Annotated in this window: 14 protein-coding genes and 2 riboswitches; of the genes, 7 read left to right on the forward strand and 7 right to left on the reverse strand. The window is 66.0% G+C overall.

All coding sequences use genetic code 11. The features are described from left to right. Nucleotides 1-23: 23 nt before the first annotated feature. Nucleotides 24-1,376: an MFS transporter gene (locus tag ABRP34_RS15580; protein WP_353710890.1), complete on the reverse strand. Its 1,353-nt coding sequence runs from the start codon at nucleotides 1,374-1,376 to the stop codon at nucleotides 24-26. A 203-nt stretch (nucleotides 1,377-1,579) separates the two neighbouring features. Between ABRP34_RS15580 and hisD the strand changes: the two genes are divergently transcribed. The 3 genes from hisD to ABRP34_RS15595 are packed head-to-tail and all read left to right on the forward strand — an operon-like array spanning nucleotide 1,580 to nucleotide 4,682. Further along, nucleotides 1,580-2,926, forward strand: coding sequence for a histidinol dehydrogenase (gene hisD / locus ABRP34_RS15585; RefSeq protein ID WP_353710891.1), 1,347 nt, complete (start codon nucleotides 1,580-1,582; stop codon nucleotides 2,924-2,926). A gap of 11 nt (nucleotides 2,927-2,937) precedes the next feature. Next, nucleotides 2,938-3,684 (forward strand): glucose 1-dehydrogenase, encoded by a 747-nt coding sequence (locus ABRP34_RS15590; RefSeq protein ID WP_353710892.1) that lies wholly within the window; start codon nucleotides 2,938-2,940, stop codon nucleotides 3,682-3,684. 32 nt (nucleotides 3,685-3,716) lie between these two features. Then, nucleotides 3,717-4,682, forward strand: coding sequence for a 3-hydroxyacyl-CoA dehydrogenase family protein (locus ABRP34_RS15595; RefSeq protein WP_353710893.1), 966 nt, complete (start codon nucleotides 3,717-3,719; stop codon nucleotides 4,680-4,682). A gap of 34 nt (nucleotides 4,683-4,716) precedes the next feature. Here ABRP34_RS15595 and ABRP34_RS15600 read toward each other — a convergent pair whose 3' ends face one another. The 6 genes from ABRP34_RS15600 to gcvP form a co-directional block, all read right to left on the reverse strand. Continuing rightward, a complete protein-coding gene (locus tag ABRP34_RS15600) occupies nucleotides 4,717-5,289 on the reverse strand; it encodes an MOSC domain-containing protein (protein WP_353710894.1) in 573 nt (190 codons plus the stop codon). Nucleotides 5,290-5,328: 39 nt separating this feature from the next. Further along, on the reverse strand, nucleotides 5,329-6,336 hold the full coding sequence (lipA, locus tag ABRP34_RS15605; protein WP_353710895.1) for a lipoyl synthase: 1,008 nt from the start codon (nucleotides 6,334-6,336) through the stop codon (nucleotides 5,329-5,331). Nucleotides 6,337-6,376: 40 nt separating this feature from the next. After that, on the reverse strand, nucleotides 6,377-7,789 hold the full coding sequence (locus ABRP34_RS15610) for an L-serine ammonia-lyase (protein WP_353710896.1): 1,413 nt from the start codon (nucleotides 7,787-7,789) through the stop codon (nucleotides 6,377-6,379). A 64-nt stretch (nucleotides 7,790-7,853) separates the two neighbouring features. Next, the gene (gcvH, locus tag ABRP34_RS15615) at nucleotides 7,854-8,237 is read right to left on the reverse strand and encodes a glycine cleavage system protein GcvH (RefSeq protein ID WP_003804323.1); all 384 of its coding nucleotides are present in this window, start codon (nucleotides 8,235-8,237) and stop codon (nucleotides 7,854-7,856) included. A 43-nt stretch (nucleotides 8,238-8,280) separates the two neighbouring features. Further along, complete coding sequence (gcvT, locus tag ABRP34_RS15620; RefSeq protein ID WP_353710897.1) at nucleotides 8,281-9,414, reverse strand: glycine cleavage system aminomethyltransferase GcvT; 1,134 nt, start codon at nucleotides 9,412-9,414, stop codon at nucleotides 8,281-8,283. Nucleotides 9,415-9,423: 9 nt separating this feature from the next. After that, nucleotides 9,424-12,267 (reverse strand): aminomethyl-transferring glycine dehydrogenase, encoded by a 2,844-nt coding sequence (gene gcvP, locus ABRP34_RS15625; RefSeq protein WP_353710898.1) that lies wholly within the window; start codon nucleotides 12,265-12,267, stop codon nucleotides 9,424-9,426. A 149-nt stretch (nucleotides 12,268-12,416) separates the two neighbouring features. Continuing rightward, nucleotides 12,417-12,517: riboswitch (glycine riboswitch) on the reverse strand. A gap of 260 nt (nucleotides 12,518-12,777) precedes the next feature. Next, nucleotides 12,778-12,875, forward strand: a riboswitch (glycine riboswitch). A gap of 148 nt (nucleotides 12,876-13,023) precedes the next feature. Between gcvP and cycA the strand changes: the two genes are divergently transcribed. From cycA to ABRP34_RS15645, 4 genes are all read left to right on the forward strand, one after another. After that, nucleotides 13,024-14,514 carry a D-serine/D-alanine/glycine transporter gene (gene cycA, locus ABRP34_RS15630; protein WP_353710899.1) on the forward strand — a complete coding sequence of 497 codons (1,491 nt, stop codon included), beginning with the start codon at nucleotides 13,024-13,026 and terminating at the stop codon, nucleotides 14,512-14,514. Beyond that, nucleotides 14,511-15,413 carry a formyltetrahydrofolate deformylase gene (gene purU / locus ABRP34_RS15635; RefSeq protein WP_353710900.1) on the forward strand — a complete coding sequence of 301 codons (903 nt, stop codon included), beginning with the start codon at nucleotides 14,511-14,513 and terminating at the stop codon, nucleotides 15,411-15,413. Before cycA ends, purU begins: the two co-directional genes overlap by 4 nt. Before the next feature lie 31 nt (nucleotides 15,414-15,444). Then, nucleotides 15,445-16,254, forward strand: coding sequence for a methylenetetrahydrofolate reductase (locus tag ABRP34_RS15640; protein WP_353710901.1), 810 nt, complete (start codon nucleotides 15,445-15,447; stop codon nucleotides 16,252-16,254). Nucleotides 16,255-16,470: 216 nt separating this feature from the next. After that, the gene (locus ABRP34_RS15645; protein WP_353710902.1) at nucleotides 16,471-17,919 is read left to right on the forward strand and encodes an SLC13 family permease; all 1,449 of its coding nucleotides are present in this window, start codon (nucleotides 16,471-16,473) and stop codon (nucleotides 17,917-17,919) included. Nucleotides 17,920-17,928 lie beyond the last annotated feature (9 nt).

Raw genomic sequence — 17,928 nt, forward strand, 5'->3', positions numbered from 1 at the left:
CACGCCGGCGTGTTGATGCCAGCCTACCGGCCGGTTGTGGGGTCGTGCTCGGCGCTCAGGCCGCGCCGCAGGCGCACCCGGGGAGCAGTCTCAGGGGACCAGAGCGCGCCGACGATGGTGATAACCGAGGTGACGATCATGTACAGGGCAACCAGCCAGTACCGGTCGAAGTCCGGGCCGATCAGCGCCGTGGCGATCAGCGGTGCGAAGCCGCCGGCGAAGACCGCGGCGACCTGCGGGCCAACCGACGCTCCGGAGTAGCGGAGCCTGGGCTCGAAGAGTTCGGTGAAGTAGGCCGGTTCCACCGAGTAGCAGAGGTCGCGCCCGACGTTGCAGGTCAGGATGAGGACCAGCAGCACCATGAGGAAGTCACCCGTCTGCACGGCCCAGAAGAACGGGAAGGCCATCAGGAGCATGGTTCCTGCGCCGGCGATCACGGTGTAACGGCGGCCCCAGCGGTCCGAAACCCAGCCCCAGAAGGGAATCGAGAAGATGCCCAGCCCGGCCATGATCATGGTGGCCAGCAGAATGCTGTTCTTTTCCAGCAGGATTGCCGGGCCGTAGGCAAGCAGGAACGTGGTGTAGATGTAGTAGTTGGCGTTCTCCGCGAACCGCATCATGATGACCTTGAGGATGGTCAGCGGGCGGGTCTTGATGACCTTGACCACCGGTAGCTTCTCGATCTCGCCCTTGCGCTTGATTTCCTCGAAGGCGGGGGACTCGTCCACGTTGCGGCGGATGTAGAAGGACAGCACCACCAGCAGGATGGAAACCAGGAACGGGATGCGCCAGCCCCACGCCATGAAGTCCTGCGGGGAGATCAGACCGCCCATGATGAAGAACGCCCCGTTGGCCAGCAGCGTGCCGGCCGGAACGCCGATCTGCGGCCAGGAGCCGAAGAATCCGCGGCGCTTGGCCGGGGCGTATTCGGTGGCCATGAGGGCAGCCCCGCCCCACTCGCCGCCGACGCCGATGCCCTGGATGATCCGGAGCAGGACCAGGAGGATGGGCGCCGCGATTCCGATGGTGGCGAAGTTCGGCAGGCAGCCGATAAGGAAGGTGCCGGCGCCCATCAGGCCAAGGGTCATCATGAGCATCTTCTTGCGGCCGATGCGGTCGCCGAAGTGGGCAAAGATCACTCCGCCCAAGGGGCGGGCGGCAAAGCCGATGGCATAGGTGCTGAACGAGAGCAGGATGCCGGCGAACGGGCTGACCTGCGGGAAGAACTGGGTGTTGAGGATAATGGCGGCAGCAACGCCGTAGACGTAAAAGTCATACCACTCGATACAGCTGCCAAGCACCGAGGAAACCAGGGCCTTGCGGCGCATCTTCGGATCTATGGCCGGCGGTGCTGCTGTTGTCACGGGGGTGCTCATTCAGAGACTCCTTTGTCTTCGTCCGGACAGTGAGCGCAGCCACACCGGCTGCCTCGTGACCAGAGTGTATACGTATTCAAAAATAGGAATCAAGCCCTTGCGACCTAAAATGTATACGTATACACTCGTCAATCATCCAGTCCTGCGGGTCTGGCCCGGGCGCTCCAAAGGTCGCCCATCAATGAAGATGGAAAGGTACCCTGATGACCGTTACAACAGCACTTACCACCGGTGTGGACTCCACCTTGCTGAAGGAGCCGGCCCGCAACAGCGTGGCCCGGGGGAGCACCCCGGAGGTCCGTGCCACCGTGGAATCCGTCATTGCGGCCATCCGTGAGCGCGGCGATGAAGCCGTCCGCGAGTACTCCGCCAAGTTCGACAAGCACGCCCCCGAATCCTTCCTGCTGAGCCAGGAACAGCTCGACGAGATCATGGCCCGGGTTCCGGAGCAGGTCATCGAGGACATCAAATTCGTCCAGAAGCAGGTCCGCGTGATGGCGCAGAAGCAGCTTGAGTCGCTGTCCGACTTTGAGATCGAGACCCTCCCCGGCGTTTTCCTGGGGCAGAAGAACGTTCCCATCCAGGCTGCCGGAGCGTACATCCCCGGCGGGAAGTACCCGCTCCTCGCCAGCGCGCACATGACCATCGTCACCGCCAAGGTGGCCGGCGTCGAGCGCGTGGCGGCATGCACCCCCCTCATCCAGGGCGAGGTTCCGGACGCTACCGTGGCTGCAATGCACCTGGCCGGCGCCGATGAGATCTACCTGCTGGGCGGCATCCAGGCCGTGGCCGCGCTGGCCATCGGCACCGAGACCATCAAGCCGGTGAATATGCTGGCCGGGCCGGGCAACGCCTTCGTTGCCGAGGCCAAGCGCCAGCTCTTCGGCGAGGTCGGCATCGACCTCTTCGCCGGACCGACCGAAGTCCTGGTCGTGGCCGACGAGCACGCCGACCCGTTCATTGTCGCCGTCGACCTTCTCTCCCAGGCCGAGCACGGACCAGACTCTCCGGCCGTCCTGATCACCACCAGCGAGGACCTGGGCCGCAAGGTCATCGAGCACATCGACACCATCCTCGTGGACATGCCCACGCGCGACTATGCCGCGGCAGCCTGGCGCGACTGGGGTGCCGTGCACGTGGTGGAAACCCTGGACGACGCCTACGCCCTGGCCGATGAATACGCCTACGAGCACGTCCAGATCCTGACTCAGAACCCCCGCGAAGCACTCGACAAGATGCACGACTACGGCGCCCTGTTCCTCGGGGAGGGCACCTGCGTCTCCTACGGCGACAAGGTGATCGGCACCAACCACGTGCTGCCCACCCGGGGCGCGGCCCGGTACACCGGCGGCCTCTGGGTCGGAAAGTACCTTCGCACCGTCACGTACCAGGAAGTGACCAACACCGAATCCAGCGCCTTCTTCGGCGAGCTCTGCGGCCGGGCGTCCAGGGTAGAGCGGTTTGAGGGCCACGCCCGGTCCGGAGACGTGCGCGCGGCGAAGTACCGCGGCACGTCCCTGCCCTGGTCGGACCACACCTTCGACAGCTAAGAGGGCCATACGTGCTGAATTTCCGCCTGGACGGCAAGAAAGCACTGGTGACCGGGGCGGGCCGGGGGCTCGGCAAGGCCATCGCTGATGGCCTCGCCGAGTGCGGCGCCACCGTCTACGGCACCAGCCGCGACGCCGAAAGCGCCAAGCAGATCAGCGAGCGGTACGGAACCCCGCCCCTGGTGGTGGACGTCACCGACACCGCAGCCATCGCAGGGTTCGTCGAATCCCTCCAGCAGGCCAGTGGCGGCATTGACCTGCTGGTCAACAATGCCGGCGTCAATGTGCCCAAGCCTGCCGTGGAGCTCACCGGGGAAGACTGGGACAGTGTCTTCGACACCAACCTCAAGGGCGCCTTCTTCCTGACCACCGCGGTGGCGCGGCGCTGGATCGACTCCGGATCTGCCGGCGCCATCGTCAACATCGCGTCCCAGGCGGGGATCGTGGGAATCGAGGAGCGGGCGGCGTACGGCACCAGCAAGGCGGGGATGATCCACCTCACCAAGATCCTGGCCCTGGAGTGGGCCGCCGCGGGAATCCGGGTAAACGCTATCGCCCCGACGTTCGTCAGGACGGAGCTGACCGCGTCCACCCTCAGCAGGCCGGACTGGGCGGAAGAACTGCTGTCCCGGATCCCGGCTGGCCGCTTCGGGGAACCCGAAGACATCGCGGGCGGGGTGGCGTTCCTGCTCAGCGACGCGGCGTCGCTCATCACCGGCCACACACTGGCTGTCGACGGCGGCTACACGATCCGCTGACCCACACCTGGCCTCTACTTAGGAGCAGCAACATGGAAATCACGCAGACCATCGCGGCCACGGCAGTGGTTGGTGTGGGCTACATGGGCGGCGGCATAGCGCAGGTCCTGGCCTTGCACGGGTACAAAGTGGCCCTGGGTGACGTCGACGGCGAAATCGCCGAGCGCGCCCGCGTCCGCCTCGTGGACCAGGCCCGGGACTTCGAGGCCAGGGGGCTGCTGGCTGCCGGCGCAGCCGAAACCATTGCAGCCAACCTTGCCGCTGCCGGGAGCATCGAGGATGCTGTTTCGACGGCGGACTACGTCGCCGAGGCAGTCCCGGAGGACCCGGTCATCAAGGCGGACATCCTCCGCCGCATCTCCTCTGCCGCGCCGGCAGGGGCGGTCATCGCCTCTAACACCTCGGCCATTCCTATCGGGGAACTGGCAGCGTCCGTCACCGGTCCCGGGCGTTTCCTCGGTGTGCACTGGATGAATCCGGCTCCCTTCATTCCCGGCATCGAACTCATTCCGGGACCGCAGACCTCGCCCCAGGTCATGAATCTCGCTGAAGAACTCATCCTGGCCCTGGGCAAGACGCCGGCGCGGGTGGCGGACACTCCGGGATTCGTTGCCAACAGGCTGCAGTTCGCGCTGTACAAGGAAGCGGCCCGGATCGTTGAAGAAGGCGTGGCGGCCCCGTCCCAGATTGATGCGGTGGTCAGCAACACGTTCGGGTTCCGGCTCGCCCTCTTCGGGCCTTTTGCCATCGGCGACATGGCCGGGCTGGACGTGTACGAATCCTCCTACCGGACCCTCGAAAAGGCCTACGGCGAACGGTTTACCCCGCCCACGGCGCTGACTGCCACGGTGGAGGAAGGCAACCTCGGGCTGAAAACCGGCCGCGGGTTCCTGGACATCGACCCAGCCGGCAGGGAGAGCCTTGTCGCCTACCGCGACACTGCCTATGCCCGGCTCTCGCAGCTCCGGGCCGAGCTCGGACAGGCCCCGGGACTGTAGCCCACGGCAGGGCTGTAGCCGCGGCAGGCTGACCTTACGGCAGCCGGCCCGGCCGCAGCACACTCGGAACGCCGGCCTGTCCGGGCTCAAGCGGCACCGGGCTGACCAGCACGGCAGGCCCGCGGTGCAGCACGCCGTCGGAAAGCACCCGGCAGCGCATGCCCCCGCGCCCCCGCATGGCGGCGTGCGCTCCGGACGCGAGCATCCGGTCCATCCATGCGCACGGGTGGGCGGGCCGTCCGCCTTTGAACCGCACTGCGTCCCCTCGGGATTCCAGCGTGAACTCCTGGCCGAGGAGCGGCGCCAGGTGCGCGCCCCTGACGATCACGTTGCGCCGGGTCAGCAGCGGGTCGAAGGGACCGGCGCCGAGTTCAGCAGCCATGGCTTCGAGGGCCTCGACGGCGAACAGGGTGACCGCCGCGTCCATGTGCGCAGCCTTGCCGAAGAACCGGTCCCCGACGATGCCTTTGCCGGCCACGATCTCCACCCGGTCGGCATCCGCTGTGGGCACGTCGGCGGCGCCGTCCCGCGCGCGGCCGAAGTAGGCGTGCGCCGGCGAAACGAGCAGATGCAGCACGTCCACGTCGTACCGGTACGTTTCGGTCATGCAATAACGCTATACCCGTGACCAGGCCGGTTGGGTGTGTTACTGGTGTGCTGCGAGCAGGGAGCTGGCTTCCTGGCGGGTGGATCCGGAGGATTCGATGTGGGCGAGTTCGGCGGGGATTTCCCAGCCCTTTTTGCGCATCGCGGTGGCCCAGAGCCGGCCGGCCCGGTAGGAGGAACGGACCAGGGGGCCGGACATGACGCCGAGGAAGCCGATCTCTTCGGCCTCGGTGGCGAGGTCGACGAATTCCTGCGGCTTGACCCAGCGGTCCACCGGGAGGTGGCGTTCGGAGGGGCGCAGGTACTGGGTGATGGTGATCAGGTCGCAGCCGGCCTGGTGCAGGTCCTTCAGGGCTTCGGAGATCTCGTCGCGGGTTTCGCCCATGCCCAGGATGAGGTTGGACTTGGTGACCATGCCCAGGTTCCGGCCCTGGGTGATGACGTCCAGGGAGCGTTCGTAGCGGAACGCGGGCCGGATGCGTTTGAAGATCCGTGGCACGGTTTCGACGTTGTGGGCGAAGACCTCGGGTTTGGAGTCGCAGATCGCGGCGATGTGTTCGGGTTTGCCGGAGAAGTCCGGGATGAGGAGTTCGACGCCGGTGCCGGGGTTTAGTTCGTGGATCTTGCGGACCGTTTCGGCGTAGAGCCAGACGCCTTCGTCTTCGAGGTCGTCGCGGGCGACGCCGGTGACGGTGGCGTAGCGCAGCTGCATCGACTGCACGGACCGGGCGACCTTGGTGGGTTCGAACCGGTCCACGGGGGAGGGTTTGCCGGTGTCGATCTGGCAGAAGTCGCAGCGGCGGGTGCATTCGGAGCCGCCGATCAGGAAGGTGGCTTCCTTGTCTTCCCAGCATTCGAAGATGTTGGGGCAGCCGGCCTCTTCGCAGACGGTGTGCAGGCCTTCCTTCTTCACCAGGTTCTTCAGGCCGACGAACTCCGGGCCCATCTGGACCTTGGCCTTGATCCAGTCCGGTTTGCGTTCCACCGGGGTGGCCGCATTGCGCTGCTCGATCCGCAGCATTTTCCGGCCTTCTGGTGCCAGTGTCATTGTTCTCTTTCCCTGTTGCTAAATCAGTAGGAGTGCTAAGTCAGCAGGCCACGACGTTGACCGCCAGGCCGCCCATCGCGGTTTCCTTGTATTTGGAGCTCATGTCCTTGCCGGTCTCGCGCATGGTCACGATGACCTCATCCAGCGAGACCCGGTGCGAGCCATCGCCCCACAACGCCATCTTCGCCGCGTTGATCGCCTTGGCTGCGGCGATGGCGTTGCGTTCGATGCAGGGCACCTGGACCAGCCCGCCGATCGGGTCGCAGGTCAGGCCCAGGTTGTGTTCCATCGCGATCTCCGCGGCGTTTTCCACCTGCGCGGGTGTGCCGCCCATGACCTCTGCCAGGCCGGCGGCCGCCATCGACGACGCCGATCCCACCTCGCCCTGGCAGCCCACCTCCGCCCCGGAAATGGACGCCTGCTCCTTGTACAGCACCCCCACTGCGCCGGCGGCGAGCAGGAACTTCACCACCACGTCGTCGCGGTCCTCCCGGGTCGCCTGATCCATGCCCGGCGCGAAATGCAGCGCGTAGTAGAGCACCGCCGGGATGATGCCCGCGGCGCCGTTCGTCGGGGCAGTCACCACCCGCCCGCCCGAGGCGTTCTCCTCGTTGACCGCCAGGGCGATCAGGTTCACCCACTCCTGCCAGTACTTCGGGTCCCGGTAGCCGGGATCGTGGTCCCGGCTTTCCTTCAGGAGCCGCTCGTGCCAGTCCGGGGCACGACGGCGGACCTTCAGCCCGCCGGGCAGCAGCCCCTCACGCTTGAGGCTGGTCGCCACGCAGCCCTCCATCACCGAGTAGATGTGCAGCAGGCCGTCCCGGATGTCCTCCTCGGACCGGGAGGCGCGCTCGTTGACCAGCATGACCTCGCCGATGGACAGGCCCTGGGCGCCGCAGTGCTCCAGCAGTTCGGCGGCGGTCCGGAACGGCAGCGGCAGCTCCTTCTTGGACTCATCGAGCTCCTGCTGGGCCGCGTCCTCCTCGCCCTCGCGGACAATGAACCCGCCGCCCACGGAGAAGAACGTCGCCGCGTGGAGCACGTTCCCGGCGGCGTCCGAGACCGTGAAGGTCATGCCGTTGGTGTGCCGCGGCAGCACGGTCAGCGGCCGCAGGACCATGTCCGCCACGCCGTAGGGCAGGGCGACGGACCCGGCCAGCTGCAGGGTCCCGGTCTCGGCGATCGACGCCAGCCGTTCCTCGACCTCATCGGGCAGGATCAGCTCCGGATGGAAGCCCTCCAGCCCCAGCAGGATCGCCGTCATGGTTCCATGGCCGTGCCCCGTCGCCGCGAGCGACCCGTACAGGTCCACGCGCAGCGACGCCACGTCCGCCAGCTTGCCGGACGCCTTCAGCTCCTCGGCAAACACCGCCGCGGCCCGCATGGGTCCAACGGTGTGCGAGGACGAAGGGCCAATCCCAATGGAAAACAGGTCGAAGACGCCAACAGCCATGGTCGGTTCCTAACTGGATAGTTGTGGTCGGTTCGGGCTGGGGAGGTGGACTTGCTGGGGGAAGTTACAGTTCGCCGCCGTTTGCTGTGGCGTATTCCTCAGCCGACATCAGGGGGCCCTCCTCGGTGACGGCCACCTTGAACAGCCAACCGGCGCCGTAGGGGTCGCTGTTGATCAGGGCCGGGTCGGCGACGACACCGTCGTTGATCTCGGTCACTTCACCCGTGACCGGCGCGTACAGGTCGGAGACGGACTTGGTGGACTCCACCTCGCCGCAGGTTTCGCCTGCCGTGACGGTGGAACCGACCTCGGGGAGGTCCACGTAGACGATGTCGCCCAGGGCGTCGGCCGCGACGGCAGAGATCCCGATCCCCACCGGCCCGCCCCCGTCAGCAGCAACCCACTCGTGCTCGGCGGAGTACTTCAGTTCAGAAACAACTTTGCTCATGTGATTTTCCTTTACGTTTGAAAGTCTGTTGGTGCTGCCGGGCCTAGTGCGCGCGCTTGTAGAACGGCAGTGCCACCACTTCGAACCGCTCTGCCTTGCCGCGCAGGTCGACGTCCAGGACCGTGCCTACCTCGGAATGCTCGACGTCGACGTACGCCATCGCCACCGGGTAGCCGAGGGTGGGGGAGGGTTGGCCGGAGGTGACCTCGCCGATCAGCATGCCGTCCTTGAGCACCGGATAGTGGCCGCGGGCGGCGCGGCGGCCCAGGCCTTTGAGGCCCACGAGCTTTTGGCCGATGGTGGAACCGACGCCGGCTGCCTTGATTGCGGCCAGCGCCTCCTTGCCCACGAAGTCGCTTTCCTTGGCCAGTGACACCACCGGGCCCAGTCCCGCGGCGTAGGCATTGACGTGGCGCGAGAGCTCGTTGCCGTAGAGCGGCATCCCGGCTTCCAGGCGCAGCGAGTCGCGGCAGGCCAAACCTGCCGGAATGAGCCCATGGGCGGCACCCGCATCCAGCAGCGCCTCCCACAGTCCGGCGGCATCCGCGTTCGGGACGTAGATCTCGAAGCCGTCCTCGCCGGTGTAGCCGGTGCGGGCCAGCAGCAGGGTCTGTACAGTGCCGTTGACGGTGAGCCCTACCTCGACGGCGGCGTAGTACTTCAGTTCCGTGACCAGCGTGTGCTGCTCGGCGGGGACCAGGGCCAGCAGGATCGCCTCCGCGGCGGGACCCTGGACGGCGATGAGCGAGGTCTCGGCGGAGGCGTCCTCCACTACGACGTCGAAGTTGGCGGCACGTTCGGCCAGAGCCGCGGCTACCACCGTGGCGTTGCCGGCGTTGGGGACCACCAGGTACTTGTGATCATCGCGGCGGTAGGAGATCAGGTCGTCGATGATGCCGCCGTCGGCGTCGCAAATCAGCGAGTACTTGGCCTTGCCAACGGCGATCGCGGACAGCTTGCCGGCCAGGGCGTAGTCCAGGAAGGCGCCGGCGTCCGGGCCGGTGACCCAGACTTCGCCCATGTGGGAGAGGTCGAACAGGCCGGCCGCGTTGCGCACGGCGTGGTGCTCGGCGAGCTCGGAGGTGTACTTGAGGGGCATCTGCCAGCCGCCGAAGTCGGTGAAGGATGCGCCGGCCTTCTTGTGCTGGTCGTAGAGCGCCGTGTAATTCTCGGTCATTGTCAGTCCTTAGTTTTCGAAGTCTTCGAGAGGCGGGCAGGAGCAGACCAGGTTGCGGTCGCCGGCCGCGCCGTCGATGCGGCCCACCGGCGGGAAGTACTTGTCCTGCCTGAGCGAGGGCACAGGGAACGCGGCCTGCTCACGCGGGTAGGAACGGTCCCAGGAGGAACTGACGACGGCGGCTGCCGTGTGGGGCGCGTTGCGCAGCGGGGAGTTCTCCACGGTGAAGTCGCCGCTGGCAACCTGCTCGATTTCGGCGTGGATGGTGATCATCGCGTCGATGAACCGGTCGATCTCGGCCAGGTCCTCCGACTCGGTGGGTTCCACCATCAGCGTGCCCGCCACCGGGAACGCCAGGGTGGGCGCATGGAAGCCAAAGTCCATCAGGCGCTTGGCCACGTCCTCGGCGGTGACGCCGGTCCGGGCCGTGAGCTCGCGGAGGTCCAGGATGCACTCGTGCGCCACCAGCCCGCTCTCTCCTGTGTAGAGGACCGGGAAGAACTCGTTCAGCCGGGACGCGACATAGTTCGCCGCGAGCAGCGCAGACTTGGTGGCCTCGGTCAGGCCGGCCCCGCCCATCAGCTTCACGTAGGCCCAGGAAATGGGCAGCACACCCGCCGAACCGAACCGCGACGCTGAAATGGCGACGCCGTGTCCCGCTTCATGGGCGGCCTTGTTCGCATCGCCCGGCATGAACGGTGCCAGGTGCGCCTTGGCCGCGACCGGGCCGACGCCGGGTCCGCCGCCGCCGTGCGGGATGCAGAAGGTTTTGTGCAGGTTCAGGTGCGAGACGTCGCCGCCGAACTTGCCCGGCTGCGCGAGCCCGACGAGCGCGTTCAGGTTGGCCCCGTCCACGTAGACCTGGCCGCCGGCCGCATGGATGGCGTCGCAGACCTCGCGGACGTCGGCGTCGTACACGCCATGCGTGGACGGGTAGGTGATCATGATGCAGGAGAGAACATCCCGGTGCTGCTCGATCTTGGCGTACAGGTCGGCGTGGTCGATCGTGCCGTCGGCGGCGGTGGCCACCACGACGACTTTCATGCCGGCCAGCACAGCCGAGGCGGCGTTGGTGCCGTGTGCCGAGGCAGGGATCAGGCAGACGTTGCGCTGGTCGTCGCCGCGGGACAGGTGGTAGCCGCGGATGGCCAGCAGCCCGGCGAGCTCGCCCTGCGAGCCGGCGTTCGGCTGGATGGAGACCTGGTCGTAGCCGGTGATCTCGGCGAGGTCCGCCTCCAGGCCATCAATCAGTTCCCGCCAGCCTGCGGTCTGGGAATCCGGGGCGAACGGGTGGATCGAGGCGAACTCCGGCCAGGAGATGGCTTCCATCTCGGTGGTGGCGTTGAGCTTCATGGTGCAGGAGCCCAGCGGGATCATGGTGCGGTCCAGCGCCAGGTCGCGGTCGGAGAGCTTGCGGATGTAGCGCAGCAGCTGGGTTTCCGAGCGGTGCGTGTTGAACACCGGGTGCTGCAGGTAGTCGGAGGTGCGCAGCACTGCCTCGGGAAGTTCAAAGCCCGCTGCGTCCCCTACCGGTCCGGCGCCGAAGGCGACGGCTACAGCGGAAAGTGTTGCCGCCGTCGTCGTTTCATCAATGGAGACGCCCACGGTGTCCGCGTCGATGAGGCGCAGGTTGATGCCGCGGGCCTCTGCCGCCGTGATGACCTTGGTGGCTTTGCCCGGCACGCGGACGGTGAGGGTATCGAAGAAGGAATCGCTGACGAGTTCGCGGCCTGCCGCCCTGAGCGCGGTGGCGAGGACGCGGGCGTTGTTGTGAACGGTCTCGGCGATTGCCTTCAGGCCGTCGGGGCCGTGGTAGACGGCGTAGAAGGACGACACGATGGCCAGCAGCGCCTGCGCCGTGCAGATGTTGGACGTGGCCTTCTCGCGGCGGATGTGCTGCTCGCGGGTCTGCAGCGCCAGGCGGTAGGCGGAGGCGCCGGCGTTGTCCTTGGAGACGCCAACGATGCGGCCCGGAAGCGTGCGCTCCATGCCGGTGCGCACCGCCATGTAGGCAGCGTGGGGGCCGCCGAAGAACAGCGGCACCCCGAAGCGCTGGGCGGTTCCGACGGCGATGTCCGCACCCTGCTCGCCCGGAGGCGTGATGAGTGTCAGGGCAAGCAGGTCAGCGGCCACCGTGACCAGCGCGCCGCGCTCCTTGGCGGCGGCGATAACGCCGGACTGGTCCCACACGCGGCCCGAAACGCCGGGCTGCTGGAGGACGACGCCGTTGATGTCGCCGTCGGGAAGTCCCTGGGACAGGTCCGCAATTTCAATCTCGAAGCCGAGTGCTTCGGCCCGGCCCTGCACGATGGCGATGGTCTGGGGAAGGCAGTCGGCATCCAGAACGGTCTTGCCGTCGTTCTTCTTGTTGGCCCGGCGCATCAGCAGCACGGCCTCCGCCACGGCGGTGGCCTCATCCAGCAGGGAAGCGTTGGCGACCGGCAGCGCAGTCAGGTCCTGCACCATGGTCTGGAAGTTCAGCAGCGCTTCCAGCCGGCCCTGCGAGATCTCCGGCTGGTACGGGGTGTATGCGGTGTACCAGGCGGGGGCTTCGAGGACGTTGCGGCGGATCACCGGGGGCGTCACGGTGTCGTAGTAGCCCTGGCCGATCATCTGGACGGCGGTCTTGTTTTTGGCGGCCAGGCGGCGAAGCTCGGCCAAGACCTCAACTTCGCTCAGCGCAGCGGTGAGCAGCAGGGGGTTCTCTTGGCGGATGGACGCCGGGACGGCGGTATCAACGAGGCCATCGACCGAGTCATAGCCGATGTTCTTGAGCATGGTGTCGATATCGGCCTGGCGGCGGGCGCCGATATGCCGGTCGGCAAAGGTTGATGGAAGCGATTGAATCGTCATGAGGAACTCCAGGTTTGGCCTGCCACGTGTGGCACGGCATGGTTTGGGTTCCTCCCCGCTCTGTATTGGACCTGAGAGATTCCGCGGACGTGGTTCTCCGCTTGCACCGTCGGTGAGCCAAACAAGGTTTGGCTGCTTTCCAGAGTTGCCTAGCCGCGGCGGTACGGGGGCCTGAGAGATTCCTGGGGAGGATTTGCTCCTACGGCGCCTGCCCGGTGAATGACTGGGAGGACTCTCCCGCCACGGTTCGAAAGGCTATGAAGATGTGGGTGATTCGGATCATAAGATACCGGACAATCCGGCCCAGACCAAATCGGAGCCATCCGTGGGTGTCCCCACGTTTCCCTCTGCGGCCCGGCAAGGCGGCCGGGCCAACCGCCGTTTGACAATTCTTCGTGACCGAGACCACACTGAACCGGTGGCCGGCGGGCTGCGCTGACCGGCACGTGCCGGCAAGGCGGCCGCTGCCGGTATGCATACATTTTTTCTCGACATAATTGAAAATGCTTACGATCTGCGGCGGGAGAGCCCTGCCGGTACGTTCAGCAGGCGCCGTAGGAGCAAACCCTCCCCAGGAAACTCTCAGGCCCACGTACCGCCGCGGCGAGGCAACTCTGGAAAGTAGGCAGGCGCGTCCTGTCTCACCGACGGTGCAAGCGGAAGACCATGTCCGCGGAATCTCTCAGGTCCCATACAGAGCGGGGAGGAACCGAATCAGTGTGGCCATTCAGGGCCACTTGAACGATGGAGTTCCTAATGACGATTCATCCTCCTGCCTCCACGGCCGGTGAGGCTCCCCGCCTGGAGCGGCAGCTGAGCAACCGGCACATCCAGCTCATCGCCATCGGCGGCGCCATTGGCACGGGCCTGTTCATGGGCTCCGGCAAGACCATTTCCGCGGCCGGGCCGTCCGTGATCTTCGTATACATGATCATCGGCTTCATGCTGTTTTTCGTCATGCGGGCCATGGGCGAGCTGCTGCTGAGCAACCTGAACTACAAGTCCTTCAGCGATTTCGCCGCCGACCTGCTGGGCCCGTGGGCGGGGTTCTTCACGGGATGGACCTACTGGTTCTGCTGGGTGATTACCGGAATCGCGGACGTCATCGCCATCGCCGGCTACTCGAAGGAACTCTGGCCGGGACTGCCCCTCTGGATCCCGGGCCTGGCCACCGTTGCCATCCTGCTGCTGCTGAACCTCACCACAGTCAAGGCATTCGGTGAAACCGAATTCTGGTTCGCGCTGATCAAGATCATCGCCATCGCCGCGCTGATCGTCGTGGGCCTGTTCATGATCTTCACCGGTTTCCAGTCCGACGCCGGGCCCGCCACCTTTACGAACCTGTGGAGCCATGGCGGCTTCTTCCCCAACGAGTTCATGGGATTTGTGGCCGGTTTCCAGATCGCCGTGTTCGCCTTTGTGGGCATTGAACTGGTGGGCACCACGGCTGCGGAGGCCAAGAACCCGGAAAAGAACCTTCCCAAAGCCATCAACTCCATCCCGGTGCGCGTGCTGCTTTTCTACGTGGGCGCCCTCATCATCCTGATGTCCGTCACGCCGTGGACCCAGTTCGCCGCCGGCCACAGCCCGTTCATTGCGATGTTCTCGCTGGCCGGACTCGGGGCCGCCGCCACGGTGGTTAACCTCGTGGTGCTGACCTCGGCCATGTCCTCGGCCAACTCCGGCATCTACTCCACCTCCCGCATGGTCTACGGCCTGGCGCAGGAAGGCGACGCGCCGGCCGTCTTCGGCAGCCTGTCCCGCCGCAAGGTACCCAATAACGCCCTGTTCCTGTCCTGTGTGCTGCTGCTCTCCGGAGTGGTGCTCATGTACGCGGGCCAGGACATCGGCAAGGCGTTCGACATGGTCACCACCGTTTCGGCTGTCTGCTTCGTCTTCGTCTGGTCGATCATCCTCGCCAGCTACATCGCCTTCCGACGCCGTCGCCCGCACCTGCACACCGCCTCCAGGTTCAAGATGCCCGGCGGCATCCCCATGGTGTGGGTGGTCTTCGCCTTCTTCGCCTTCGTGCTGTGGACCCTGACCACCCAGCCCGACACCCTGACCGCGCTGCTGGTCACACCCGTCTGGTTCGTCCTGCTCGGTGCGGCCTGGCTGGTTCTGCGCCGCCGGCCCGCGCACCTGGCCCGCTATGCAGCCTTCCAGGATGAACTGCAGTCCGAGGAGACCGCCGCCCGCGACCATGCGGGCCGGCGTCTCGAGGAGAAGGAAAGCGTCAAGGGATGATCAGGACAGAGGAAAAGCCCTCATTGGCGGATCAGGCGCCCGGAGCCGGCGGGGAGTTTGTGCTGACCTTCCATTGCCCCGATTCCCTGGGAATCGTCCAGTCGGTGGCGGACTTCCTGCTCAAGCAGGAGTGCTACATCGTTGACCTCAAACAGTTCGGCGACCGGAACGCGGGGCACTTCTTCATGAGGGTCCACTTCGCCTCGACGGGTGACGCCGCCGCCGTCGAACAGCTCCGGGACCGCTTCGCGCCGCTGGCCGGACAATGGACCATGGACTGGCGCCTCGAGCGCCATGACCGCAAGCAGCGGATCCTGGTGATGGTGTCCAAGTATGGTCACTGCCTCAACGACCTGCTGGTCCGCGCCCGCAGCGGCGAACTGCCGGTCGAGATAGCGGCGGTGGTGTCCAACCACCCGGACCTCGAAGGGCTCGCGGCCTGGCACGGGGTCCCGTTCCACCACGTCCCCGTAACCCCGGAGTCCAAGGCAGAAGCGGAGGCCGGGCTCCTGGAACTGGTGGACGCGTATGAGGTTGAGCTGGTGGTTCTGGCCCGTTACATGCAGGTCCTCAGCGACTCCGCCACCGCCCGGCTCACCGGCAAGGCCATCAACATCCACCATTCGTTCCTGCCCAGCTTCAAGGGCGCGAAACCGTACCACCAGGCGCATGAGCGCGGAGTGAAGACAGTCGGCGCCACGGCCCATTACGTGAACTCAGAGCTTGACGAGGGGCCGATCATTGCGCAGCAGGTGATTGAGGTCGACCACACGTACACCCCCGCGGACCTGGTGTCCGTGGGCAAGGATGCGGAATGCAAGGCCCTGACGAATGCCGTGCGCTGGCATGCCGAAGGAAGAATCATCCTGTCGGGAAACCGCACGGTCATCCTCCGCTGACAAGCCCATCCAACCAGACCTGGAGTTGCTCATGACGAACCAAATGCCCTTGCGCCTGGAGATCATCCCGACGGACAGCATCATTCCCAAAGTCCAGGCCCACGTTCCGGCCGGATCAACGCTGACCGTGACGTGCCTGCCGCACCATGGGGTTGGGGCCACGGTGCGGGCCTCGGTTCAGCTTGCCCAGCTTGGCTACAAGGTGATTCCCCATCTCGCCGCACGAAGCATCGAAAGCCGGGTCCAGCTGGCGGGCATGCTCCGCGACTGCGAGGCTGCGGGGATCACTGAAGTTTTCGCGATCGGGGGCGACGCTCCGGAGGCCGCCGGTCCCTACGGCACCAGCAGCCGGCTCATGGAGGACATTGCCGACCTGACCGGCGGGGCCATGGCCATCGGCGTCGCCGGCTACCCGGAAGGCCACCCGAAACACAACGAGCTGACGATGCTCGACGCACTGCTGGAGAAACAGCATCTGGCCTCGAACGTGGTGACGCAGATGTGCTTCTCGGCACCCAGGATCGGCTGGTACGCCGAACTGCTGCGCCGCGAAGGTGTTGACCTTCCCGTCTGGGCGGGCGTGGCCGGGGCCGTACCGCGGGCCAAGCTCGTTTCGCTGGCAGCCAAGATCGGGGTAGGGCCCTCGCTGAAGTTCCTGAGCCGCAAGGGGCCCCTCGCCCGCAGGCTCCTGAACGCCGGCAGCTATTCATCCCGGTCCCTGGTTTCCGAACTGGCCGCCATGGAACCTGCTCTTGCGGGCATCCACCTCTACACGTTCAACAACGTGGAAACCCAGCCGGCCACCAACTGGACGGCAGGGGAAGGCGCGAAGGCTTCCTGAGCTAAATCCGTACCCATAGCGCGAACGTACAGTTGCGGCCCCTTTTCCGCCGGGAAATGGGGCCACAACTGTACGTTCGCGCTTTTTCCTTGCCCGACACATCTTGCATTGTGAGCTGAAACCCATAATATGGGAACAGCGAATGTGTCGCTCCTCACGACCGGCCCCTGCTCCCAAGCCTTCAGTGCGGAAGGCCCAACGATCGGATTCCCCCACATGCAAGACATCGCTGTCCTGATCAACACAGCCGTCGCGGTTCTCGCCGCCGTGCTGCTGATTGTCCGTTTCAGAGTCAACCCGGTTATCGCCCTGGTGGTCAGCTCTGTGTACCTCGGCCTCGCCGTCGGCCTCGGCGTCGAAAAGACCGTCAAAACCATCACCGCCGGATTCGGCGACATCATGGTGGACGTCGGCCTGCTCATCGCCTTCGGCGTCCTCATGGGCTCCATCCTCAACCAGAGCGGGGCCATCCGGCGCCTCGTGGAGCATCTGCTGAACACGTTCGGGCCCAAGCGCCTGCCGTACACCATGGGCCTGGCCATCGGAACGGTGCTTCAGTCCATCTTCCTGGACGTCCTGCTCGTCATCTCCGCCCCGCTCGCCCGCAAGCTGGCACCCAAAATCGGCAAACTCGGCACGGCACGCATGGCCACCGCCATGGCCATCGCCCTTGAATGCGGCATCGTCTTCACGGTTCCCGGCGTCGCGTCCCTTGCCCTGGCAGGCCTCCTGAACGTGCCGCTCGGCAAAATGCTGCTCTTCGGCCTGCTGCTGGTCATCCCCACCATCATCATCGCCATCGCCATCATGACGTTCCTCTTCCGCCGCGGCTTCTGGAACGAAGCCAAGGATGAGGACCACACCTTCGTCGCCGAGGAGGACCGTGAGGGTGAAGAGGAAGAGTACGACGGCGGTGCTGGCCGCCCCGTTGCCGCCGGCACCGCCGCCAGCGGGCCCGGAACCAACGGAACCGCCGCCCAGGTCACCGGTAGCGTCGCCGTCGCCGAACGCGAACCCAAGCAGTTCCCGCTGATCGTCCTGTTTGCACCCCTCCTGACCTCGCTGCTCCTCATCGGCGCGGGAGCCATCCTGCAGATCCTGAAGATCGACCTGCCCTGGCTGCAGCTCCTGGGCGAACCGGTCATCGCCCTGCTGATCGGCCTGATCGGCACCTGCCTCGTCACCCGCTCCGCCATCGGGCAGAAGCGCGTCGAGGAGGCCATCGCCGTCGGCTTCAAGGAAAGCGGCCAGATCCTGATCCTGACCGGCGTGGGCGGCTCACTCGCCGCAACCGTCGCAGCAGCAGGCCTCGGCCACATCCTCGGCGGCTTCTTCTCCGCAAGCACCGTTGCCCCGCTCTTGGTGGTCTGGGCCATCGCCGCCGTGCTGCACATCGCCGTCGGCTCCGTCACGCTCTCCGCCATCACCGCCGCAGGCCTGCTGGCCCCGATCGCACCCGTCATCGGACTGGACCCCGTGCTGCTGGCGCTGTCGGCCGGCGCCGGATCACTGTTCATGGTCCACGTCACCAGCAACACCTTCTGGCTCCTGCAGTCTCTCCTCGGCCAAAGCGTGCGGGGTGCACTGAAATCGGTGACCGTCGGGGTTTCGGTGGCCTCCGTCGTCGCCATCCTGCTGATCCTGCCCATGAGCCTGCTGTTCTAATCGAACCCG

It is taken from the genome of Arthrobacter sp. K5, assembly GCF_040448525.1.
Lineage (GTDB): Bacteria > Actinomycetota > Actinomycetes > Actinomycetales > Micrococcaceae > Arthrobacter > Arthrobacter globiformis.